17 protein-coding genes and 1 pseudogene are annotated in these 22534 nt (G+C 61.6%); 11 read left to right on the forward strand and 7 right to left on the reverse strand.

Annotated elements, in window-relative coordinates; all coding sequences use genetic code 11:
* Positions 1-117: 117 nt before the first annotated feature.
* The 4 genes and pseudogenes from AC27VQ_RS22165 to AC27VQ_RS22180 form a co-directional block, all read right to left on the reverse strand.
* The gene (locus AC27VQ_RS22165; RefSeq protein ID WP_488718013.1) at positions 118-825 is read right to left on the reverse strand and encodes an ROK family protein; all 708 of its coding nucleotides are present in this window, start codon (positions 823-825) and stop codon (positions 118-120) included.
* A 217-nt stretch (positions 826-1042) separates the two neighbouring features.
* On the reverse strand, positions 1043-2059 hold the full coding sequence (gnd, locus tag AC27VQ_RS22170) for a phosphogluconate dehydrogenase (NAD(+)-dependent, decarboxylating) (protein ID WP_488718014.1): 1017 nt from the start codon (positions 2057-2059) through the stop codon (positions 1043-1045).
* A gap of 30 nt (positions 2060-2089) precedes the next feature.
* Positions 2090-4507 carry a glucan 1,4-alpha-glucosidase gene (locus AC27VQ_RS22175; RefSeq protein ID WP_488718015.1) on the reverse strand — a complete coding sequence of 806 codons (2418 nt, stop codon included), beginning with the start codon at positions 4505-4507 and terminating at the stop codon, positions 2090-2092.
* A gap of 158 nt (positions 4508-4665) precedes the next feature.
* A pseudogene (locus AC27VQ_RS22180) lies at positions 4666-5507 on the reverse strand (efflux RND transporter permease subunit); the annotation flags it as partial.
* A gap of 213 nt (positions 5508-5720) precedes the next feature.
* On the opposite strand from AC27VQ_RS22180, the gene AC27VQ_RS22185 reads away from it, so the two are divergent.
* From AC27VQ_RS22185 to dhaL, 4 genes are all read left to right on the forward strand, one after another.
* Entirely contained in the window at positions 5721-6668 is a 948-nt protein-coding gene (locus AC27VQ_RS22185) for a substrate-binding domain-containing protein (protein WP_488718016.1), read from the forward strand.
* A 77-nt stretch (positions 6669-6745) separates the two neighbouring features.
* Positions 6746-8245 carry a sugar ABC transporter ATP-binding protein gene (locus tag AC27VQ_RS22190; protein WP_488718017.1) on the forward strand — a complete coding sequence of 500 codons (1500 nt, stop codon included), beginning with the start codon at positions 6746-6748 and terminating at the stop codon, positions 8243-8245.
* Positions 8235-9212, forward strand: coding sequence for an ABC transporter permease (locus tag AC27VQ_RS22195; protein ID WP_488718018.1), 978 nt, complete (start codon positions 8235-8237; stop codon positions 9210-9212). Before AC27VQ_RS22190 ends, AC27VQ_RS22195 begins: the two co-directional genes overlap by 11 nt.
* A 37-nt stretch (positions 9213-9249) precedes the next feature.
* The gene (dhaL, locus tag AC27VQ_RS22200; RefSeq protein WP_488718019.1) at positions 9250-11016 is read left to right on the forward strand and encodes a dihydroxyacetone kinase subunit DhaL; all 1767 of its coding nucleotides are present in this window, start codon (positions 9250-9252) and stop codon (positions 11014-11016) included.
* Positions 11017-11024: 8 nt separating this feature from the next.
* Here dhaL and AC27VQ_RS22205 read toward each other — a convergent pair whose 3' ends face one another.
* Together AC27VQ_RS22205 and AC27VQ_RS22210 are read right to left on the reverse strand one after the other, a co-directional pair.
* A complete protein-coding gene (locus AC27VQ_RS22205; RefSeq protein WP_313525547.1) occupies positions 11025-11981 on the reverse strand; it encodes a sugar-binding transcriptional regulator in 957 nt (318 codons plus the stop codon).
* 185 nt (positions 11982-12166) lie between these two features.
* A complete protein-coding gene (locus tag AC27VQ_RS22210; RefSeq protein WP_488718020.1) occupies positions 12167-12316 on the reverse strand; it encodes a hypothetical protein in 150 nt (49 codons plus the stop codon).
* A 170-nt stretch (positions 12317-12486) separates the two neighbouring features.
* Here AC27VQ_RS22210 and AC27VQ_RS22215 point away from each other — a divergent pair, with 170 nt between their 5' ends.
* Positions 12487-13866 carry an enoyl ACP reductase FabMG family protein gene (locus AC27VQ_RS22215; RefSeq protein WP_488718021.1) on the forward strand — a complete coding sequence of 460 codons (1380 nt, stop codon included), beginning with the start codon at positions 12487-12489 and terminating at the stop codon, positions 13864-13866.
* 567 nt (positions 13867-14433) lie between these two features.
* On the opposite strand, the gene AC27VQ_RS22220 is transcribed toward AC27VQ_RS22215, so the two are convergent.
* Positions 14434-15453 (reverse strand): LacI family DNA-binding transcriptional regulator, encoded by a 1020-nt coding sequence (locus AC27VQ_RS22220; RefSeq protein WP_488718022.1) that lies wholly within the window; start codon positions 15451-15453, stop codon positions 14434-14436.
* A 284-nt stretch (positions 15454-15737) separates the two neighbouring features.
* On the opposite strand from AC27VQ_RS22220, the gene AC27VQ_RS22225 reads away from it, so the two are divergent.
* The 6 genes from AC27VQ_RS22225 (at position 15738) to AC27VQ_RS22250 (ending at position 22526) form a co-directional block, all read left to right on the forward strand.
* Positions 15738-17354 carry an extracellular solute-binding protein gene (locus AC27VQ_RS22225; RefSeq protein ID WP_488718023.1) on the forward strand — a complete coding sequence of 539 codons (1617 nt, stop codon included), beginning with the start codon at positions 15738-15740 and terminating at the stop codon, positions 17352-17354.
* Positions 17355-17431: 77 nt separating this feature from the next.
* Positions 17432-18292 (forward strand): carbohydrate ABC transporter permease, encoded by an 861-nt coding sequence (locus AC27VQ_RS22230; protein ID WP_313525535.1) that lies wholly within the window; start codon positions 17432-17434, stop codon positions 18290-18292.
* A gap of 2 nt (positions 18293-18294) precedes the next feature.
* Positions 18295-19245: a carbohydrate ABC transporter permease gene (locus tag AC27VQ_RS22235; protein WP_488718056.1), complete on the forward strand. Its 951-nt coding sequence runs from the start codon at positions 18295-18297 to the stop codon at positions 19243-19245.
* Between the two features lie 3 nt (positions 19246-19248).
* The gene (locus AC27VQ_RS22240) at positions 19249-20343 is read left to right on the forward strand and encodes an ABC transporter ATP-binding protein (RefSeq protein ID WP_488718024.1); all 1095 of its coding nucleotides are present in this window, start codon (positions 19249-19251) and stop codon (positions 20341-20343) included.
* Positions 20344-20346: 3 nt separating this feature from the next.
* Complete coding sequence (locus AC27VQ_RS22245; RefSeq protein WP_488718025.1) at positions 20347-21405, forward strand: ABC transporter ATP-binding protein; 1059 nt, start codon at positions 20347-20349, stop codon at positions 21403-21405.
* A 26-nt stretch (positions 21406-21431) separates the two neighbouring features.
* A complete protein-coding gene (locus AC27VQ_RS22250) occupies positions 21432-22526 on the forward strand; it encodes a Gfo/Idh/MocA family protein (protein WP_488718026.1) in 1095 nt (364 codons plus the stop codon).
* Positions 22527-22534: the final 8 nt, after the last annotated feature.

Raw genomic sequence — 22534 nt, forward strand, 5'->3', positions numbered from 1 at the left:
TCTCGATGAAACGACCTCGGAGCGGTCCCGCTTTTGTCCCAAGGGCGAAGGCACTCTATCTCTTTTTGCTGACGCAATCCTGGGCGCTGTACTGTTTCGCACTTTGCTGGAATTGCACTAGGCAAAGACAATCTTGTCCTGCCAGAGTCGGAAGCCGCCTTCGAAGGCGTGGAGGTTGCCGCCGCGCCGACAGTTCTTCGGCAACTCGTCCAGCATTTCGATGTTGCCGCCGCCGATGACGATATAGTCGGGGAGCATCGCGGCTTGCAGCTTTTCGACGACGTCGAATACGCTTGCGCGCCATTTTTTCTTGCCGCGACGCTTGAGACCGGCCTCGCCGACATAGTCTTCGAAGCTGCGGCTCTTGCGATAGGGCATATGGGCGAGTTCCAGCGGATGCGCGACGTTCTCCAGAACCAAGGCTGCTCCGAGCCCCGTGCCGAGCCCAAGGAACAACATGCGTCCGCCGCTATAACTGCCGATGGCCTGCATCAGCGCAAAGTTGACGAGTTTTGCGGGTTTGCCGAAGCTGGCCGCGAAATCGGCGTCAAGCCAGCCCTTTCCAAGATGCACCGGTTCCAGAAGCGCCTTGTTGGTACGGGTCGGCCCCGGAAAACCGATCGACACAACGTCGTAGTAAAGCCCTGATGCGAGGGTCTTCACGGCATCGACCATCTGGTTTGCCGTCATCTTCGGCCCGGAATCCATCCGCAAGGGCTTTGCATCCGGTGCGTTCGTCAGGATTTTCACGTGCAAGCCGCCAATGTCCACGGCCAGAACGATCGTCTGGTTTTCCGGCGGAACGTTTGGACATTGCTGTGACATTGGTTCTCCATCGCTCATTTGTACGGCCCCGACCTAGGCGTTTACAGGTGCGAACTTCGCCGTCGCCCCGGTCGGCCCCCAGGTGCGCGGCCGGTAGATGTGCGATGCGGAGGTATCGTCAAGGACGCGAACGAGAAAGCACCAGGCGATTCCGCTGGCATCTTGCGCGCTGTCGGATCCGGTTTCGGTCACGTTCGCTTCCTCGGTTCAAGAACGCTCATTTGCCGATTTTCGGCTTCTCATGGTGACCACCGAAGGCGAAGCGCATGGCTGACAGAAGCTTGTCGGCGTAGAGTGATTCGCCCTGCGAATTGAACCGCTGGAACAGCGCTGACGACAGGACCGGCACGGGAATGCCTGTATCGATCGCCGCCTTTAGCGTCCAGCGTCCTTCGCCGGAATCGGAAACCCTGCCGCCGTAGGCCGAAAGCTCCGGGTCCTGTTTCAGGGCATCGGCCGTTAGGTCGAGCAGCCAGGAACTGATGACACTGCCATGCCGCCAGACTTCCGATACCGCCGCCAGGTCGATGTCGAACTTGTAATATTGCGGGGTTGGCAGTGGGCTGGTTTCGGCATCGGCATCACGCAACCTTTTGCCCGCATTGGCGGCCTTCAGGATGCTCATGCCCTCGGCATAGGCCGCCATCATGCCGTATTCAATGCCGTTATGGACCATCTTGACGAAATGGCCGGAACCGCTCGGGCCGCAGTGGAGATAACCCTGGTGCGCCGTGCGCATGCCTTCGCTGACAACCGGCGCCGCGTCCGCATTGCCCGGAGCCAACGTCGCAAACACCGGATCGAGATGATGTACGGCCGCGTCCGGACCGCCGATCATCAGGCAATAACCACGCTCCAGGCCCCACACGCCGCCGCTCGTACCGACATCGACATAGTCGATACCCTTGGCTCGCAGCTGTTCGGCCTTGTCAACGTCGTCGTGATAGTGGGAATTGCCGCCGTCGATGATGATGTCGCCAGCCTCCATCAAGGCGGCGAGCTTGTCGACATTTGCACCGGTGATCGCCGCAGGCAACATCAGCCAGGCGCAGGCCGGCTTCCTGAGCTTGGCGACGAATTCCTCCATCGAGGCGGTGCCGGTGGCACCTTCGGCGACGAGGGCCGCGACGCTCGCAGGGTTGATGTCGTAGACGACGCACTCATGGCCGTCCTGCAAAAGGCGCCGCACCATATTCGCGCCCATCCTGCCAAGTCCCATCATTCCGATCTGCATAACGTGTCCTTTCGACGAAGCTGAGTTTCTTCAAGGCATGTCCGGCGGGACGACCGCGACGGAAAAGTCGATATTTTCCCAATTGCCACCGTCCGGCCAGAAGAAGGTGAACATGATGGTCTGTCCAGATTTCAGATCCCCGACCGGCAGGTCGAGCAGGTGGATGGCGAAGTCGTTTGCGCGGGTGGCATCGTCATGGCTGTTGGCCCAGCCGTCCGTGCTCCAATGCACTATGGCGTGCGCCGGCAACTCCAGCCGCAGCGTCTTTCCCGCCGGCATGGACCGGATCTTATTGTTGAAGCGCCAGGTCCGCAGCGTTGAACCGGTCTTGTCGGCGATATAACGCTTCGGCCCTTGCGGCGGCATGTCGAAAACGGCGTCATCGCGCAGCGAGCGCAGCAGCTTGATATATTCCGCATGCGCCCACACGAGCGGCATGGCGCTTCCCGTCGGGCCGCCACGCAGAAGTTCCCGATCCGTCAGGTCGTCACCATCCCAAACCTGCTCCGGCAACAGGCCGCCGTGTCCCGCACAGGCCTCGAAGGTGGCGAGCAGGCTTTCGGCGCTTTGTCTGCGCCCCGCCGCCAGTTCGTAGTGGGCGCGCTCACCCACCAGCAGCGGCCACGGCCGGCCCTTTCCTGTGCCGTCGAAGGGGGCGCCGTTTTCGTGCTCGCCGTAGCCGTCCTCAGTGTAGCGGTACCAGACCGGGCCTTGCGGCAGGTCGCAGCGCAGATGCGCATCGATGACCTTGACCGTATTGACGATGCGCGGGTCGTCCGCCGATCTCAGACCGAAGCGGACGAGCGCGAGCACATCGGGGCTAACGATCTGTTCAACAAACCGGTCCGTATCGCCAGGCGGCCGGTTCTTGATCGGCACGTATCCGCGGGAGGCGGACGAGGCGTCGGCGATATCCAGAGGTGCGATACGCACGTAGTAGCCGTCGATGCCGAGAGCGGTCGCGATATCCGTGCCGTTCACATAGGTCCAGCGCTCGACCTGGTCGTTCCAAGCGTCGGCGGTCTCGCGCAGATACGTCGCCATGGCGGGTTTGCCGCAATCCTCCAGAAAATCGGCAGCGGCGAGCAGCGCGGCGATCTCTACCGCCAGCGTGAAGGGCGAATATCCCGCATCCTCCTCCCACCGGTCCTCGCCGGTAATCGGGCCGTTGCGGGAGATGTAGCCGGCCGCCCCTTCGATCATCGGCAGGAAGGAGGGGAGGCTATCACGCGGCAGCGCGCCGTTTCGGCGAAGTGCGTCTGCAAGCAGGATCGGAAAACCGCATTCATCCATCTGGATACCGTCCCAGTAGGCGGTTCCATCCAGCCAGGCATTTTGCGGCCAGTGTCCGTCGCTCTCCTGGATAGTACGCAGATAGGAGAGAATTTCGACGGCTTCCTGGCGGGCTCCCGCCGCCAGGAAGCCGCCCGCCGTCTCAACAAGGTCGCGCGGCCAGACGAGGTGATATCCGCCGAGATCGTCGTCCCCCTTGTTAAAACCCCAGGGGATGGACAGGCTGGCGACGACCGGGCCGGGAAAGGCGGAGGAGCGATGGGTCGCAAGAACGGCGGTGCTGATGCGGTAGATATTCCTCCCGCTCTCGGCAATTCTGTCGAGTTTCTCCAGGCTGGCTTGCCAGGTCCGCCAGCCGGACACATAAGGCCTTGCCGCCGCGTCGAAACCAGCCATCAAGCTGGCGAGCGCGTTGTAGCCTGCCTCTTCCGGCTCGCCAGCGAACCCGAGGGAGAGAAACACCCGGTCGTTTTCTTGTGAGAAACCGATCTCGCCGGTGAGCGATACATTGCCCTCATCGGCACGCAGTTGGCCGGGCTCGAGCATGCCCTGGTTCACAAGCTGCCGCCAGCCGTCTGATACCCCGACATATCCGGCCGAACTGGATAGCCAGGGCAGGGACGATGCGAGTGCCAGCGAAATGCCGTCGCGGCCGGTCGCAAACAGCATCTGTGTTCCCTTGTAGTCGCCGATCCAGGCCGAGTTGCCCATGCCGCAGTTGAAAAGATGCGGAGCGAGCAAGACGTAGACACGATAGTCGCCGAGCTGGCCTTTGAGAGGCGTGAAGACGATGTCCTGCAGCACGGAAGGGCGCACCGGATCCGTCAGGACACGCTTTTCGATCCGATATGCGCCGTCCATCGCGATATTGCTCAGGCGATAGGCGGGAACGCCATTTTCGACGGGTTCTATCAGGTGCTGCGCGTGCCGCTTCTCTTCGGAGAAATAGCCCTCGGGACCCGTGACGATCAGGCCGAGATCACGCGTGCAGGCGCGGTCCACCCGCGGATAGTAGATCTCGTTGAGAATGCCGTGGCTGACAGTGAACCAGACACGGCTCGCCGACGAAAGAGCGGTGCCGACGCCACTTTTGGCACTCGACGTCCAACGCGCAGCTATCCCCCGGGGGTAGGTCGATCCCCCTTCATTGCTCATTCCGTTCTCCTGTCGGCGGCTGGATTTTTCGGCGAAGACTTGCGGTGTATAAAGTTCGCCGAAATGTGTTTGGCGATTGCGACATATCGATGTTGCGGTGGTCGATCTCGGCGCTATCCGGCAAATTCATTTGGTCCGACTTTCTCCGGCTGCACCGGTTATGCGGTTGCGGTTTTCGCCCGAACTTTCGGCAGAAGCGACTTCAGCAGATCGAACAACCTTTCGATCTCGACGAAGATGGCCGGCGTCATGAACAGTGTGAGGGCCTGACTGACAATCGGCCGCCGATGGCGGCAATGCCGAGCGGCTGGCGCAATTCAGAACTCGCGCCCGTGCCCACCGCGATCGGCACGGCCCCGAGCAGCGCGCAGAATGTCGTCATCATGATCGGCCGGAAGCGCCTGACGGCGGCATCGTGAATGGCCTCGATGGGCGGGCGTCCTTCATCTCGTTGCAGGGTCCGGGCAACGTCTACCATCATGATGGCGTTCTTCTTTACAATGCCAATGAGCATCAGGCGCCCGATCAGGGCGATGACGAAGAGGTCAATTCTGCAGAGCTTCAATGCCAGCAGCGCGCCGAAGGCGGCCGAGGGCAGACCGGACAGGATGGTCAGCGGATGCACCGGGCTCTCGTAGAACACGCCGAGCACAATATAGATCGTCAGCACGGCGGCGGCGATTAGCAGGCCCGTATTGTCGCTGGCCTGCTGGAAGACCCGCGCGGCGCCGGCATAGCTCGTCGTCACCGTCGAGGGCAGGGCGATCTCCCGCTTTAGCGCATCGATCCGGGCGGTCGCCGTGCCGAGGGAAACGCCGGCGGGAAGGTTGAACGACAGCGTGACGGCGGTCAGCTGGCCGGCCTGGCTGACGGTGACCGGCCCTGCCCTGCGCGTGATCGTCGCGAAGCTGGAAAGCGGCACGAGCGTTCCCGAAGAAGACGCGACGCGGATGGCGCCGAGCGCCTGTTCGTTCCAGTCGAGCGATTGGTAGTATTCCAAAGTACCACGAGGCCGATGGTGATCATCATCGTGGTTTCCACGCATCTGTCCCCGAAGTTTGGGTATTCGATGCATCCTCAAATTTACTCTTGTATTTTTTTTATTACATATGTATCCATTGCCGCGTGGGTTTTGGGAGCAAGCCCCCGATACAAAGCCCTCGTTCCATCACTCAGGCGGGAGGAAATTTCGCCTGCTCCAAGGGAGGTCATCATGAAGAAACTTGCCATGCTGCTGGCGTGCGCCGCCGCATTCGCTTTGCCCGTCGTCGCTTCGGCGCAGGACGCTGCCGGAACCACCAAGAAGGACAGCTATCGCTTCGTCGTCGTGCCGAAGGTCGTGCATCCGTGGTTCGACAAGGTGAACGAAGGCGCACAGGCCGCCGCTGCCGCGATCAAGGCGCAGACCGGCTCGAGCGTTGAAGTCATCTATTCGGCACCGCAGTCCGCCGACGTCGTCCAGCAGAACCAGATCATCGACAGCGCGCTCGCGACGCAGCCCGACGGCCTCGCGCTCGACCTGCTCGACCCTTCGGGCAACCGCGCCTCGCTCGAAGAAGCGCAGAACCAGAAGATTCCGCTGGTGATCTTCGATTCGATCCCGCCGGAAGGCATGGCGATCCCCTATATCGGTTCCGACTTCTGCGAGCAGGCGAAGATCGCGGCCCGCCGCCTCGTCGAGGTTCTCGGTGGTGAAGGTGAAGTCGCCATCATGCAGGGCGTGCCGACCGCGCCGAACCATTCGATCCGCGCCGAATGCCACCGCCAGGTCTTTGCCGAACACAAGGGCATCAAGGTCGTTGCCGAAGGCATCGACAATGACAGCATCGAGACGGCGCAGCAGCAGGCCGCCGCCATCATGCAGGCAAACCCGAACCTCAAAGGCTGGGTCGCGTCCGACGCCGCTGGCCCGATCGGTATCGGCCAGGCGATCGTCGAAGCCGGCAAGCAGGGCAAGGTTACCCTCGTCGGTCTCGACAACCTTCCGGAAATGCTCGACATGATCCGCGATGGCGTCGCTGACAGCTCCTCCGCCTCGCAGCCGGAACTGCAGGGCTACTGGTCGGTCATGCTGCTCTGGGCGCAGGCAACGGGCGCCAAGGTGCCGGGTTACCTCGACACCGGCAACGCGTTTCTCACCAAGGAAAACGTCGGCGGCTGATCCGGCAGAAACCGGATTGCCGCGAGGCGCGGGTTTTCCCGCGCCTCTTCTGTCTTCATCCTGCGCGCAGGTATCCCATGGCTTATCTCGAAACCCGCGGCCTTGGCCGGGACTTTCCCGGCGTGACCGCCCTCGACGGGGTCGATCTGTCGATCGAACTCGGCCGCACGCACATTTTCGCCGGCGAGAATGGTGCGGGCAAATCCACCCTCGTCAAGATCCTTACCGGCACCGACCGACCCTCACGCGGCCAGGTGCTGATCGACGGGCGTGACCCGGCAGAGGATGCGAGCCTCTACAAGAACGTCGCCTATGTGCCGCAGGAGCTCAATCTCTTCCCGCAGATGAGCGTTGCGGAAAACCTTTTCATGCCGTTCGAACGGACAGGGCATGGCGGGCGTCTCGTCAATCGCGGTGCGCTCGTCGAGGAAGCCCGGACCTATCTCGAACGCTTCGGCATCGAGGCCGATCCGCGCGCACTGGTCGCCAACATTTCCGTCTCCGACCAGCAGCTGCTGCAGATCGCACGCGCCTGCACCAATGCCGACATGAAGGTCCTCATTCTCGATGAGCCGACCTCGTCACTGACGCGCGTCGAGGTGGATCGGGTCTTCAAGGTCATCCGCGGCCTGCTCGACCGCGACCACGCTATCGTCTTCATCAGCCACAAGATGGACGAGGTCTTTGCGATCGGCGACGACTACACGGTGCTGCGCAACGGCGAGAAGGTCGAAAGTGGCCGGATTATGGACATCGGCGAAGCGGACCTGATCCGTGCCATGTCCGGCCGGGACCTCGCCTTCGACGAACATTTTCGCCCGCAAGGGCCTGCTACCGACACGATCATGGATGTGCGCGGGCTTTCCGGCGCCCGTTTCCACGATGTCAGTTTTACCCTGCGCCGTGGCGAGATTCTCGGCTTTGCCGGGCTCGTCGGCGCCGGGCGCTCGGAAGTCATGCAGACGGTCTTCGGCTTCCTGAAAGCCAAGGCGGGTGCAGTGACGGTCGACGGCAAGCCCTGGGCGTTGAACGACACATCCGCCTCGGTCGGCGGCGGCATGCTCTACCTCTCGGAGGAGCGCAAGCATCACGGTATCTTCCCGCTGCTGTCGCTGCGCGAAAACATCGGCATTTCCATCCTCTCGCTGACCAAGGGCTCGTTCGGCATCAGCCGCGGCCGCGAGCGGGAGGCGGTGCAGAAGATCATCGACGACTACGGCATCCGCACCTCCGGCATGGGCAAGCGCATCTCGCAGCTCTCCGGCGGCAACCAGCAGAAGGCCATCATCGGCCGGGCGATGGCGACGCGGCCGCGCGTGCTGATCTTCGACGAACCGACCAAGGGCATCGACATCCGCACCAAGACCGAGATTTACAAGATCATGAAGGGTCTGGCCGAGGAGGGCGTAGGCGTCATTCTCGTCTCCTCGGAACTCGACGAACTCAAGAAATGCGCAAGCCGCATCGTGACCATGCACCATGGCCGCATCACCGGCGAGTTCGACACCACGAACACCAGCAATGAAACCCTCGTAGGCGCCATCTTCGGCACGGAGGCGAAAGCCCATGCACACTAGTTCCACGCAAACCAGCGCCCTCGCGCATCTGGCGCGCAGCCCGATTGCCGGCGTCTTCGTCGCGCTGGCGGTCATCTTCACGCTGTCCGCGCTGGTCTCTCCCTACTTCCTTACGCCCTATAACCTGTCGGTCATCGCGCGCGGGCTGGCCTTCGTCGGCCTGATCACCATTGCGCAGTCCATGCTGATGGTGCTGGGCGAACTCGATCTTTCGCTCGGCGTGATCGGCGGCCTGTGCGGCGTCATCTCCGGAATCCTGATGGTGCGGCTCGGCTTCGAGCCCTATTCGGCCATGCTGCTGGCGATCCTGCTCGGTGGCTGCCTCGGCCTTCTCAACGGCCTCTTGGTGACGGTGCTGCGGCTGCATTCGCTGGTGCTCACCATCGGCACGGCCGGCATCTTCGGCGGGGCAAACCTGGTGTTGACGCGCGGCGTCGCAATCACCGGCATTCCGAAGGACGTGCACTATCTCGGCCGTGGCGACCTGCTTGGCGTGCCGGTCCCCTTCCTCATCATGCTCGTGGCGCTGGCTTTCGCCACCTTCGTCATGCTGAAGACGCCGTTCGGCCGCTACATGTATGCGATCGGCAACAACCAGGCCGGTGCGCGCATGCTCGGCATCAAGGTCGACAAGATACGCCTTCTCGTGTTCGGCGTGGCCGGCGCGATCGCCGGACTGGCGGGCGTTCTGATGGTCGCGCGCCTCGGCACCGCCCAGCCGTCGATCGGCGATACCTGGGTTCTGGCGCCGATCGCCGCCTCCGTCATCGGCGGGGTCGCCACGACGGGCGGCATCGGCAGCCCGATCGGGGCGATCTTCGGTGCCGGCATCATCGCCATCATCGAGAACATCATCGTGCTCTTCGGCGTCTCTCCCTATTGGCAGGGCATCGTCTCGGGCGCGATTGTCGTGCTCGCCATTTCCTTCGACGCCATTTCCCGCCGTTATCTGCGCCGTGACGCTTGACGCAAGCCGCCGCATCGATCTGACGAAAGACAAGAAAATGAACCAGGAAGTCAAAACCAAGAAGCTGATCAACGCGCCGGAAAACATCATCGCGGAGTTGATCGAAGGCATGGTCGGCGCGCATCCGGACATGCTGCGCGTGGAAGGGTCTACCGGACGGGCCGTCGTCGCCGTCGATGGCCCGCGGGATGGCAAGGTGGGCATCGTCGTCGGTGGCGGCTCCGGCCATGAGCCGGCCTTTGCCGGCTATGTGGGGCGCGGCCTTGCCGATGCCGCCGCCGTCGGCAACGTCTTCGCCTCCCCCTCGCCGTCACACATCGTCGAAGCCGCCCGCGCCGTCGATGGCGGCGTCGGTGTCGTCATGCTCTACGGCAACTATACCGGCGACGTCTTGAACTTCACCATGGCCGCGGAAGAGCTGGAACAGGCCGGTATCGCCGTGCGCCATGTCGCGGTTGCCGATGATGTTGCTTCCGCCCCGATCGAGCGCAAATCCGAACGCCGCGGCATTGCCGGCGACTTCTTCGTCTTCAAGGTCGCCGGTGCCGCCGCCGATCTCGGCGAGCCGTTGGCGCGCGTCGAAGCCTTGGCGCAGGCAGCGAACGAGGCGACCCGCTCGATGGGTGTGGCGCTCAGCCCGTGCTCGCTGCCGCAGACCGGCAAGCCGAACTTCACAATCGGTGACGACGAGATGGAAATCGGCATGGGCATCCATGGCGAGCCCGGCATCCGCCGCCAGAAGCTTGCGCCGGTGGACGAGGTGACCGACGAACTGGTCGATGCCGTCATCAAGGAGCTTGGCCTGAAGGCGGGCGAGCGCGTTGCCGTTCTCGTTAACGGTCTCGGCGCCACGTCGCAGATCGAGCTCTACCTCATCTTCCGCCGCGTCAAGCAGCGGCTCGATGCACTGGATATCGAAATCCATGCCTCCTGGGTCGGTGAATATGCCACCTCGCTGGAAATGGCCGGCGCCTCCGTTACGCTGATGAAGCTCGACGACACGTTGCAGGCGCTTCTCGATCATCCCTGCCGCACGCCGGCCCTCGTCGTCGGCGCCTTCGAGAAGACCGACGGCATTGCCGCGCGCAGCCGCAAGGCCGTCAAGGCTGCCGAGAGCACGGCAGCCGCACAGGAAAAGCCGCGCGAGCTTCTGACCGAAGGCGACGTCACGCCTGTCATCTTCAAGATGATGATGCATGCCGTCGGCAACGAGATCATCGCGGAGAAGAACTGGCTTTCCGAACTCGACGGCGTAATCGGCGACGGCGACCATGGTGTGACGATGGAGATCGGCTGGAAAGCCGTACAGAGCGCGCTAGAAGACAGCCAGGATGACGAGACGATCGAGGGCATCTGCAAGCGCATGGCGAAGGCCTTCCTCGATGCTGTCGGCGCTTCCTCCGGTCCGCTCTACGCCACCGCGTTCCTGCGCGCCGGCACGGCCGTCAGCCACCGCCTCAACCTCGATGGTGCGGGCATGGCCGAATGGCTGAGTGCCGCCTGTCAGGGCATTCGCGATCGCGGCCGCGCTGATCCCGGCGACAAGACGATGATCGACGCCTGGGTGCCGGCGGTCGAAGCCGGCCAAGCGGTGGCGAAGGACGGCGGCTCCGCGCTGGACGTGCTGGTTGCCGCGCGCGGCGGCGGCGAGGCTGGCATGAAGGCGACGGCGGCACTGGAATCACGCCGTGGCCGCTCGGCGAAGCTTGGAGAGCGCTCGGTTGGCCATATCGACCCCGGTGCGGCGTCGACGTTCGTGACACTGCGCGCCATGACGGCTGCACTTCAGAAGGCGCTTGCCTGATTGAATGCTCAGCGCGGGCCTTGCAGCAGGGCCCGCGCGACACCTTCGTTGGTGACAAGCCGGTTGACATAGCCGGCGCGCAGGATCGCCCGGATGATCGGGATTTTGCGAATACCGCCGGAAACCAGCACGGAAATTGGTTTCAGCTTTAGCTTGTCCGGCGGCAGCGCGATGATCGAGTCGTTGAGGAAATGATCGATCGCCTGGCCGCGCGCATCGAGAAACCAGCCCATGAATTCGCCAACCGCACCGCGCTTCAGCACCGTGTCGAGATTGTCCTTCACCACGCGGATCTGCGTCAGCGATGTATCCTGCGCCAGCGCGCCGCAGGATACGATGCCGATATCGGCGATCTCGGTGCGCGCTAGCACGTCCGTCAGCTCGTCGTTGAGCAGTAGGGCGTTGCGGCTTTCGGGATTGGCGCAATAGATTGGCGCCGTCAGATAGTGACATTCGACGCCGAGCGCACGCGCAAAGGCGGTTGCCACCTCGAACGTGTTGGTGGCCGAGCCGCTGGTGACGCCGCCGGTGAGGCCGACGACCCAGCTTTCCGATTTCGGTTTTGCCCGCAGGCTGCGCACGGCAAAGCTCAGGGTTCGACCCGAGCCGATGCCGACGCCCATGTCGCGGCCTTCGATCAGGTCGCTGGCAAGCGAGCCGGCCGCCTCACCAATCACCCGTTTCTGCTCGAGATAATCGTCGAGATCCGGCACCACGATGGCGTCGACGAGGCCGTAGCGGGCGGAAACTTTTTCGGCGAGTTCGATGCAGTCGGTGAGCGGCAGGCTGACATTGACCTGCACGAAGCCGGATTCGCGCACCTGGCCGATGATCTTGTTGACCTTCAGCCGCGTGATGTTCATTCGCTGGGCGATTTCCTGCTGGGTCTGCCCGCCGATGAAATAGAGCCATGCGACACGGGCGCGCTCCAGGTCCTCGTCGAAATGTCCCCAATCTTCGCTCATGCGGTGCGGTATTCCCAGATTCACTTCGTCCTCGATACTCACTTCATGTGTAGCGAGCAACTGGGCAAATGACAGAGAATGAGACGCTCTCATGATCACGCGTCGCCCCGTCCGGCATCGCCTCCCGCAGTTGGTCGATCTGGCGCTCTGATTGCGAAAAGCTGGACCGTTCATAACTTGAGTTTTCAGCCGTAATTTTCCCGCTGGGAAAGGAGCGGAAACATGAAGGCATCGACGTTGTGAGACGCCCAGAAGGCGTTCATTCGGCGATGGTAACGCGCATCAGGCCAGATGGTGTTTTGGCCCAGAATGCGTCGCAAGGCTGCTTTGGCCATTCGTTCGCTGCTTCAGCATCTCACTAAACTTGAAGAATATCAGGAAGCGACTTCACGTTTTGAAATGAACCGTCACCGAAAATGAGTTCCTATTGCCCGCGAGTGCGGGCATTCCATAGTGAAAGATGTCTGAGCCATTGCTCGACAATACGAATCAGAGAGCATGCAGCATGGATAAACCGATCGCTTTGACGCGCATCTCCGAGAACACTGTATTTCGAAAAGGCGACGTTTTCGTTCTCTTCGGCGAATTGTTCGGTCGTGGATATGCCACCGGCCTTCTCGACGAAGCCCGACGGGCCGGAATGCAGATCGTGGGGTTCACCGTTGGGCGACGCGATGAAAACAACGTGTTGCGGCCGCTTGATGCCGACGAACTGGCTGTCGCCGAAGAACGGCTGGGCGGCAAAATCATCAACATCCCGCTCATGGCTGGTTTCGACCTTGATGCACCCGCTGGAGGTCCTACGCCAACCGACCTCCTGTCCAAGATGACGCTTGAAAGCTGGCAAACCGACAAAGTCGACTGGGATTACGTAGAGCAATGCCGCGATATAGCCACGGCTCGTTTTACGGAAGCTCTTTCGCAAGCCATGGCCGTCCTCGACGGAATGGTCGCTGCCGGCCGCAATGTCTTCTTTGCACACACAATGGCTGGCGGCATCCCAAAAGCGAAGGTGTTTTTGGTCGTCGCCAATCGGATATACAAGGGGACCGGACCACGCCACATGTCGTCGCAGACGTTGCTGGACAGCGACATGGGCAAGCTCATCCTGCAGAACTTTGATGACGTATCAGCCAACACATTTCGCCATCTCATAGATCTCAGCGCGGCGATCCGTGGACGGGTAGAAGCTTCGGGCGGTCAGGTCCGCTACACGGCATACGGTTACCATGGATCGGCAGTACTGATCGATGGAAGCTACCGTTGGCAGACATACACCAACTACACCCAAGGGTATGCCAAGATGCGGCTTGAGAGCATTGCTGAGCAGGCTTGGGCGGCGGGAGTCAAGGCAACCGTCTACAATTGCCCCGAAATCCGCACCAATTCGTCCGACGTGTTCACGGGGATCGAGCTGCCGCTGATCCCACTTTTGCTCGCCTTGAAAAAGGAAAATGGAGGCGGGTGGGCCGACGAGCAGTGGCAGGCCGGTCAGGCACTTTTGGCAGATGGCCTGACCATGGAGGACGTTTTCCACAAGATCACCGATATGCAGGCCAGCGAGGTCATGCGTCCGTTCTATGATTTCTCGGCCTGGCCAATGGCAAACAGTCAAGCCCAGGCCGATCTGACAATCGGAACATCAAATGAAATCACCCAAATGCACCGGGACAGCAAGTTTATGCTCGGTGATCTCCTGAGCGGTCTCGTGGTGGAGGCGACCGGGCAGCTTATCTTCGGCGAATCCTCGGAGCCCTCCGGTCCTGTGCTGTGGCTCAACCACGATATCGTCGCTCGGCGGCTAAATGCTTCTCACACGCGTTCGAAATCGACCGATCCGATGATGGCAGATGACGTGCTTTCCTTGGCGCGCGAGATTGCTTGACAGCTCGCAGTTTAGCCTGGAAGCGGGCCCTTTTGGCAAGAATAGTCGGCATTTCCTTCACCATTGTGTGATCCGATAGGAATGCTCGTGTATGCTTGGCCTGCTGACGAGCGCTGGTGTTGAAAGCGGTGGCACCGATCGACATTCAGGATTCCGAAATCACGAGATCGCTGAGTCATAGAGCCCTGTGTTGAACCACGGAGGCGTTTGCGTGGGTATGAAGTGGTATGAGTTGAATGATGAACAATGGCTGATCAAGTTGGGGACATCACGCAAGCCCAGGCTCTTCTGTGACCCAGCGCGGAGATGCCGTTCTGGCGGACAAAGCCTATGATAGCAATGCCTTGCGGGATAGGATCACAGACATGGAGCCGAGGCGGTCGTCCCGCAGAGGAAGCCCTCTACAAACACCGCAACCGCATCGAGCGTTGTTTCAACCGAATGAAACACTGCCATCGTTTCGCAATACGTTACGACCGCCGCACAATTCACTTCGAGGGCTTCGTCTATCTCGTCGCTGCAATGATCTGGCTACGGTGAATGTCGATTCGCCCCAGCGCTCTTCGTTCAGGATTCCGGAATGTTCTCCCGGAAGATGACCTGAAGGCGTGGAGGATGGTGTTCCAGTTTTCGACCAAGGATGGTGTTCTTGAGCACAGAGATGGCTTCGCGCGCCTCCACGCGCGGGTTCTGGTCTATAACGGCATCAATGGTGCCGTCGAGAAGGAAGCGCTTGGTGCTTTCCGTAAGCTCGTGACCAACGAAGATGACGGAGGAAGCCATGCCCGCCTCTTGCAAGGCTTGCCCGATACCGGCATTGCCGGCGCCGATATTGTAAATCCCTGACAAATCTGGGTGGCGCTTGAGCAGAGCGACCGCTTCTTCATAGGCGCGCTGCCGGTCGTCGCGGACTTCGCGCAACTCGACGATATCGAGGTCGAAAAACTCTTCCATGATGACATGCCGGAAGCCCATTTCGCGCTCCTCGTGGCCGCGATAGGAGAGGGACCCTGCAAATAGTGCGATCTTGCGCTTGGTGCCGCGGCCGAGGAACCGGCCGAGCAGATAGCCGGCAAGCCTGCCTGCCGCGCGGTTATCGATGCCGACATAGCCCGTGCGGGGAACGTGGAGGATGTCCGAGGCAAGCGTGACGATCGGCATGCCGGAAAGCGAGAGTGCGCGCATGGCCTCACGAACCGTCGGATGATCGAGGGCAATGACGCCGACGCCCTGCGTTACTCCAATCAGAGCGTGCAGAGTTCGAGCGAGTGTATCCGGATTGAAGCCCTCGATCGACTGGATGCGGATGTCGAGATCGTCCTGCAGGGCGCCCTGATTGACGATCTGCGTCAGAAGATTGGCGATGAAGGTGTTCGTGCCAGCCGGCAGTACGAAATCGAGCCGGATTTTTCCTGTCGTCTCAGCCGCCTCCGAAAATGGCGCGGCGAGATAGCCGAGTTTTCGAGCCGTCTCCAGCACGGCGTCGCGGGTTCGTTCCCGCACGCCCTGACGGTTGTTGAGGACCCTGTCCACCGTCGCCGGCGAGACGCCGGCTTCACGGGCGATGTCCGTCAATGTCGAGCGCAAGGCCTGTCCTTTCAAGAAATGATGGGAAATGATGTATTTCTCTGCGAAGAAAATACAAGATGGTTCGCATATTCCCGACGCCTTTTCCTCAAGAAACCGCAGAAGCGATGGTCGGGAACTCCATCATTTCTCGTCAAATGGTGATAAGCTCAACGTCAAACACGTAAACGTAGCAGCCAAAAGATGTAATATGATTGCTTTTGATGTTGACATACATCATTTCGCCCTCCATTACTCGTCACGCTGACGGGTGAGGAGACCTCTCGGCATGGAGGAGAACATCAATGAGCGAGATTCTGACGGTCTCGCGCCGTGGCCTTCTGGCAGCCGGCGCGAAGACATTTGCATTGACTGCTGCCATCGGCATTGCACCGCAGTTCATCCGTCCAGGCCGGGCCTTTGCGGCCGACGCGCTCGCGTCTGGCATGATCGGCGGCCCGACCGGCTTCGAAGGGGCTGAGCGCTACCAGTACGGCGCCGACACGCCGGAAGGCCGTGCCGTTGAGGCTGCCAAGGCACTGAAGGCCGCCGGCAAGGCACCGGAACGTATCGTACTCGGCCTGTCCGACGGTTCGATCGGCCAGCTGACGCAGGCCTTCCCCGCCGGTGCGCCGTCCATCAAGGAGCTTTGGGAGAAGGAAACCGGCATTGCGCTCGACATTGTCGGCGTGCCGAACGGTCAGGAATTCACCAAGACGATGCAGGACATCTCCACCAAAGGCGGGGCGTTCGACATCTATGCGGTGGAATGGAACCGTCTGGGCGACCTCGCGGAGACGGCCGGCATCATCAAGCTAGACGAGTATGTCGCAACCCACAGGCCGGAATGGGACGATCCGGAGCGCGGTTACGTCAATGGCGCCAGGGGCGTGTCGTTGCTCAACCAGTATCGCGGCTCGACCTATGGCGTATCGCTCGACGGCGACTTCCAGACCTGGAACTACCGCACCGACCTGTTCAACGACGAGGCCGAGAAGAAGGCCTTCTCAGACAAGTACGGCTACGCGCTGGCACCGCCGCGCACCTGGAAGGAGCATGCCGACGTTGCGGCCTTCTTCCACCGTCCGGACAAGGGTCTGTTCGGCTCGACGGACCTGCGCAATCAGGGTTGGGGCTATACCAACTGGTACCAGCGCTTCGTCTCGATGGGCTCGCCCAACCAGTTCCTGTTCGGCGACGATGGCAAAGCGCTGATCAATTCCGAAGCGGGCTATCTCGCCACCCAGGAATATGTCGAGTCGCTCAGCCATCATTCTCCGGATGCCATTTCCTGGGGCTGGCCGGAGCAGTACGGCAATTTCGCCTCGGGCGGTGCGGCGATGACCTGCGCCTTCTCCAATCTGCCGAAGTTCCTCGACAACAAGGCGAACGAGGGCTCGAAGGTCACCGGCAAGATCGGCTCCATGCTACCGCCCGGCCGTGATGTCGGCGGCCAGCTCGTCAGCCGCTCGGTGCTGTGGCTCAATCTGTCGGCCTCGGTCTCGGCGCAGAGCAAACATCCGGAGGTCTGCTATCTGCTGCTGCAATGGCTGGGCTCCAGCCGCATCTATTCGTGGATGACGGCCAATCCCGGTGGCTACTTCGATCCGTTCCAGCTGTCTAACTTCGCCGATCCGCTCGTGCGCGAGACCTACCACGACTACCACATGGATGTCGTGCGCGAGACGGTGGCGCGCACCGTACCCTCGATCAACTATCCCGGCGCGACCGCCTTCCACAACGCACTCGACGAAAACCTGATGGCCGCTCTCACCAAGGCGAAGACGCCGGAGGAGGCAATGGCCGATACCGAGAGGCAATGGCAGCGTATCGCGCGGCGCACCGGCGAGGACAAGCTGCTTGAAGCCATCAAGTCGAACAAGGAGGCCTGGCCGACGGTTCTCGATCCGCTGGCCGGCTGAGCCGACATGACCCGACCGCCGGGCGGCTTATCCGCCCGGCGCCCTCTGACCGCTTTCGACAAGTGACCTTCGCGATCATGAACCGCTCGCTGCCTTTCGAGATTTTCCGCTATGGCGCCATTCTTCTGGCGCTGGCGGTCACGCTCATCCCGACGCTCTGGATGGCCTCGATGGCCTTCAAGCCGATTGCCGAATGGTCCGCCGCCGGCGCCGACCTGACCTGGTGGCCGAAGAGTCCGACACTCGACAATTTCCGCTTCATCTTCGGCACTTCGACGTCCGATCTCATCGTCGCGCTCGACCGCACCGCCGGCAAGCCGATCCTGGCGTCGCTGCTCTCGGCTGTCTTCGGCACGCTGATCGCCATGACGGCTGGCACGGCCGGTGCCTACGGCCTGTCGCGCTTCGGTTCGGGCCAGAACCTGCCGCTCGCACTCATCCAGCTCAGGCTCTTTCCGCCTATGGCCGTCATGATCCCCGTCATGATCATGTGGGCCTTCTTCGGTCTCGTCGATACGTGGTGGGGGCTTGCGCTGATCTACGGCATCGTCACGCTGCCCTTCGCCTTCTGGCTGATGAAGACCTTCTTCGACGACATGCCACGCGAAATCGAGGACGCGGCGCTGGTCGAAGGCTGCTCGCGCCTGCGCGTCTTTATGAAGATCACGCTGCCGATGATGCGCCCCGCGCTCGCCAGTTCCGCGCTCTTCGTCTTCATCCTGAACTGGTCGGACTATCTGATCGCGCTTCTTCTCACGACACGCGAATGGGTGACGATCCCAGTCTACATGGCCTCGCTGTCGTCCTCGATGACCGGGCAGCTCTATGGCGCCAAGGCAGCACTTGGCCTGATCGCCGCTATACCGCCCGTCATCATGGGCATCGCCATCCAGAAACATCTGGTGCGGGGCCTGACCTTCGGGGCCCTCAAGCAATGAGCATGCTCGCAACCGAGGAGAAAATCTCCGTGACTGGCGATCCGTTGACGCCCGAGACCCGCATTGAAGATGGTGGGCGCCGCCTTGGCCTGATACTGACGCTGCCGGCTCAGCTGCTGGTGCTCTTCATCGCGGTCTTTCCGCTCTTGATGCAGCTCTATATCAGCCTCACCGACTGGTCGCCGCTCGATGGCATCGGCTGGTGGCAAGCCTATGAACTTTGGAACAACTTCGCCAACTATACCGACCTTGCCATCGACAGCCGTTTCTGGGATGCGCTCTGCCGAACCGCGCTGGTGATGCTGATCTGCGTACCGGCGGAATTCCTGCTGGGACTTGGCCTTGCCATCCTCTTCATAGACAATTTTGCTGGCAAGCGGGTGTTTTACTCAATCATGCTCATTCCCATGATGGTCGTGCCCGCGGTCGCCGGCTACATGTTCTTCATGCTGTTCCAGTCCGGCGGGCCGGTGAACGATATCATCTCGACGCTGACCGGCCGGCCCTTCGCGCTCGCCTGGTTGTCGAGCCCCGGCACGGCGCTGATCGCCGTCATGATCGCCGATATCTGGCAGTGGACGCCGCTGATGTTCCTCATCCTGCTTGCCGGCCTTGTCGGCGTACCGGAGGACCAGATGCGAGCGGCAACGTTGTTGGGTGCAAGCTGGTCGCAGCGCTTCCGCACCATCGTCATACCAAAGATGAAGACGATCATCATTATCGCCCTGTCGATCCGCGTCATCGAGAACTTCAAGATATTCGACACGCTCTACATCATGACGGGCGGCGGGCCGGGCGTCGCGACGGAAACCATCTCCGTCTACATCTACAAGGTGACGCAGCAGGACCTGATCTGGGGATATGTCGCGGCCATCGCGCTCGTCATCCTGATTGCACTTTCCATTCTCGTCTCGCTTGCCATCAGCCGGATGAACGCGGCGAAGGAGGCCTGAGCCATGACCGCCATTCACCTTGAAAACCTGGTCAAGCGCTTCGGGTCCTTCACGGCGCTGAAGACGATGGACCTCGAAATCCGCGATGGAGAGTTCATGGCGCTACTGGGGCCTTCCGGCTGCGGCAAGTCCACGACCATGAACATGATCGCCGGCATGGAACAGCCGAGCGAAGGCCGCATCACCTTCGACGGCCGCGACATGAACGGGGTTGCCATGGGTCGGCGCGGCGTCGGTTTCGTGTTTCAGAACTATGCGATCTTCACGCATATGAACGTCTACGACAATCTGGCCTACGGCCTGAAGGTCCGTGGAACGCCTGCGTCCGAAATCGACCGCCGCGTCAAGGCGATGGCCGATTTTCTTCAACTGACGCCGATGCTAGACAAGCCCTCGGTGAAGCTGTCGGTCAACATCCTGCAACGCCTGGCGATCGGCCGTTCGGCCATCGTCGAGCCGGCGATCTTCCTGCTGGACGAGCCGCTTTCCAATGTGGACGCCGCCTTCCGCGCCGTCATGCGCACGGAACTCAAGCATCTCCAGCGCCAGTTCCGCCAGACCATGGTCTATGTCACGCACGACCAGCTCGAGGCGATGACCATGGCGGATCGCATCGCAGTGATGGATCATGGCGTGCTGCAGCAGGTCGGCACGCCGCTGGAAGTCTATAACGACCCGGTCAATCTGTTCGTCGCCGATTTCATCGGCTCGCCGGGCATGAACCTGCTCAAGGGTACGCTTGCCGACAGCGACCGGGGGTTGGTGGCTGATCTCGGGACGCTCGGCGTCACCGCGCCGCTCGATCCCGCATTGTCCGCAATCGCGCGGGCATGCGGCGTGCGTGAGGTCGTCTACGGTTTTCGCCCGGAACGGGTCGTGTTAGCCGGGGCGGGGCAGGGGCTTGCCATGCCCATCACCTTCATCGAGCGCATAGGCGCGCGGACGGTCGTTCACTTCGGTGACGGAGAGCGACGCGTCAAGGCGGTGTTCGACAATGATGTCACCGTCCAGACAGGCGAGACCGTCCATGTCGCCGTCGAGCCGGGCTTCGCCCGGCTGTTCGATGCCGCGACCGGCGTCGCGATCCGGGAGGTGTAAAACATGGCCGGTATTTCCTTCCGCAATGTCACGAAGCGTTTCGGCAAGACGGTTGCCGTCAACAATGCGAGCTTCGATATCCAGCCGGGTGAGTTCTTCTGCTTCTTCGGACCGCCGCTTTCGGGCAAATCGACCGTCCTGAAGCTAATCCTTGGGCTGGAGACGCCGGATGAGGGAGAAATCCTGATTGGCGGCAAGCCGGTCAATCGGGTCTCGCCTGCTGACCGCAATGTGGCGATGGTGTTCCAGAACCTCGCGCTATTCCCGCATATGACGGCGGGCGAGAATGTCCGTTTCCCGCTTGTCGAGCGCAAGGTGCCGGAAGAAAAGATCCGCGCGCGCGTCGAAGCTGTAACGGCGAAGCTTCATATTTCGCACCTGTTGCACAAGCCGCCGTCGCAGCTTTCCGGCGGCGAGCGCCAGCGCGTGGCGATTGCCCGTGCGCTTGTGCGCGATCCCGTCGCCTATCTCATGGATGATCCAATCTCGGCGCTCGACGCGAGGCTGCGTGAGGAAACTCGCGTCGAGCTGAAGCGTATCCAGCGCGATCTTGGCCAGACGCTGATCTATGTCACGCACGATCAGGAAGAGGCCATGTCGATCGCCGATCGCATGGCGATCATGGAAGAGGGCGAGATCCGCCAGATCGGTTCGCCGACCGACATCTACGATACCCCGGTCAGCCGTTATGTCGCCCGCCTGCTCGGCGCCCCCATGATGAACATCCTGCCCGCGGTGCGCGGCAAGGCGCTAGAAATGGCGGACGGCACGATCAGTCTGCCGCTCGAGACGGTTCCGGATGGTGCCGCACATGTCGGCGTGCGTCCGGAAGACCTCAAGGTCGAGCCGTGGAACGATGCGCGTCCGGGGCGGCCGGCCACGGTCTACGAGATCGAACCGCTCGGCGGCTACACCGTGGTAACGGTCGATACCGGGGCGGAAAAATTGAAAGCGCTGATGCGTGGCCAGCCAGATATACGGCTGGAAAGTGCGGTGGCGCTGAGCTGCAATCCGATCAAAGCGCATTTCTTCAATCTGGCGGGTGAGGCTGTCAGCCTGTGAAAGAGCATATCTAACGGGAGGTTACCATGAGCGAAGCCAGGGGTTTTGCGCCCGATCCGCAGGTGCGGGTGAGGGATTACAAGATCGGCTGCATCGGCGCCGGCATGATCATGGCGGAATGCCATCTGGCGGCCTACAAGGAGGCCGGCTTTCCGGTCGTCGCCATTGCCTCGCGCACGAGGGACAAGGCGGCGGCGGTTGCCGAGCGCTGGGGCATCGCCACCGTACACGACACGCCGGATGCGCTGATCGCTGATCCCACCATCGACATCATCGACATCGCCTTCCCGCCGGATCAACAGCCGGAGCTGATCCGCAAGGCGCTCGCCCAGCCGCATATCAAGGGCGTTCTTGCGCAGAAGCCGCTTGCGCTGACGCTGGAGGACGCCATCGAGCTGCGCGATGCCGCCGCCAAGGCCGGCAAGATCCTCTCGGTCAACCAGAACATGCGCTACGACCAGTCGATGCGCGTACTCAAGCAGATCCTCGACAAGGGGGAACTTGGCACGCCGGTCCTGGCGACGATCGAGATGCGCGCCATTCCGCACTGGCAGACCTTCCTTGAGGACTATGACCGGCTGACGCTGTCCAATATGAGCGTGCACCATCTCGACGTGCTGCGCTTCCTGTTCGGCGACCCTGAGACGATCACGACGCTGACCCGCACCGACCCGCGTACGACATTCGCCCACAAGGACGGCATCACCGTTTCGACTCTGACCTTCCCGAGTGGCGTCATGGCCGTATCGATGGAGGACGTGTGGTCCGGTCCGCGCGAAGAGGGGTTCGACAGCGACATCTACATCAAGTGGCGCGTCGAAGGCACGGACGGTGTGGCGCAGGGCACCATCGGCTGGCCCGACGGTTCGCCCTCGACGCTGACCTATGCCTCGAAGACGACGACCGGCGGCAAGTGGGTCACGCCTAAATGGGACACGATGTGGTTCCCGCATGCCTTCGTCGGTGTGATGGAGCAACTGCAATATGCGGTCAAATCCGGCGAGCCGCCGGCGCTCTCCGTCGCCGACAACGTCAAGACCGTGGCCCTGGTCGAGGCCGGCTACATGTCGATCGACGAAGGCCGCACGGTCAGGCTTTCCGAAATTTCCATCAATTCATGAATAACGAG

Source organism: Shinella sp. 20P9.1.1, assembly GCF_057798995.1.

Bases quoted from the DNA above. Each gene is read 5' to 3' on its own strand.
- AC27VQ_RS22190 (WP_488718017.1), top strand. From the start codon at position 6,746: ATGGCTTATCTCGAAACCCGCGGCCTTGGCCGGGACTTTCCCGGCGTG.
- AC27VQ_RS22175 (WP_488718015.1), bottom strand. From the start codon at position 4,507: ATGAGCAATGAAGGGGGATCGACCTACCCCCGGGGGATAGCTGCGCGT.
- AC27VQ_RS22205 (WP_313525547.1), bottom strand. From the start codon at position 11,981: ATGAGCGAAGATTGGGGACATTTCGACGAGGACCTGGAGCGCGCCCGT.
- AC27VQ_RS22240 (WP_488718024.1), top strand. From the start codon at position 19,249: ATGACCGCCATTCACCTTGAAAACCTGGTCAAGCGCTTCGGGTCCTTC.
- dhaL (WP_488718019.1), top strand. From the start codon at position 9,250: ATGAACCAGGAAGTCAAAACCAAGAAGCTGATCAACGCGCCGGAAAAC.
- AC27VQ_RS22215 (WP_488718021.1), top strand. From the start codon at position 12,487: ATGGATAAACCGATCGCTTTGACGCGCATCTCCGAGAACACTGTATTT.
- AC27VQ_RS22245 (WP_488718025.1), top strand. From the start codon at position 20,347: ATGGCCGGTATTTCCTTCCGCAATGTCACGAAGCGTTTCGGCAAGACG.
- AC27VQ_RS22210 (WP_488718020.1), bottom strand. From the start codon at position 12,316: ATGGCCAAAGCAGCCTTGCGACGCATTCTGGGCCAAAACACCATCTGG.
- AC27VQ_RS22235 (WP_488718056.1), top strand. From the start codon at position 18,295: ATGCTCGCAACCGAGGAGAAAATCTCCGTGACTGGCGATCCGTTGACG.
- AC27VQ_RS22230 (WP_313525535.1), top strand. From the start codon at position 17,432: ATGAACCGCTCGCTGCCTTTCGAGATTTTCCGCTATGGCGCCATTCTT.
- gnd (WP_488718014.1), bottom strand. From the start codon at position 2,059: ATGCAGATCGGAATGATGGGACTTGGCAGGATGGGCGCGAATATGGTG.
- AC27VQ_RS22195 (WP_488718018.1), top strand. From the start codon at position 8,235: ATGCACACTAGTTCCACGCAAACCAGCGCCCTCGCGCATCTGGCGCGC.
- AC27VQ_RS22250 (WP_488718026.1), top strand. From the start codon at position 21,432: ATGAGCGAAGCCAGGGGTTTTGCGCCCGATCCGCAGGTGCGGGTGAGG.
- AC27VQ_RS22165 (WP_488718013.1), bottom strand. From the start codon at position 825: ATGTCACAGCAATGTCCAAACGTTCCGCCGGAAAACCAGACGATCGTT.
- AC27VQ_RS22185 (WP_488718016.1), top strand. From the start codon at position 5,721: ATGAAGAAACTTGCCATGCTGCTGGCGTGCGCCGCCGCATTCGCTTTG.
- AC27VQ_RS22225 (WP_488718023.1), top strand. From the start codon at position 15,738: ATGAGCGAGATTCTGACGGTCTCGCGCCGTGGCCTTCTGGCAGCCGGC.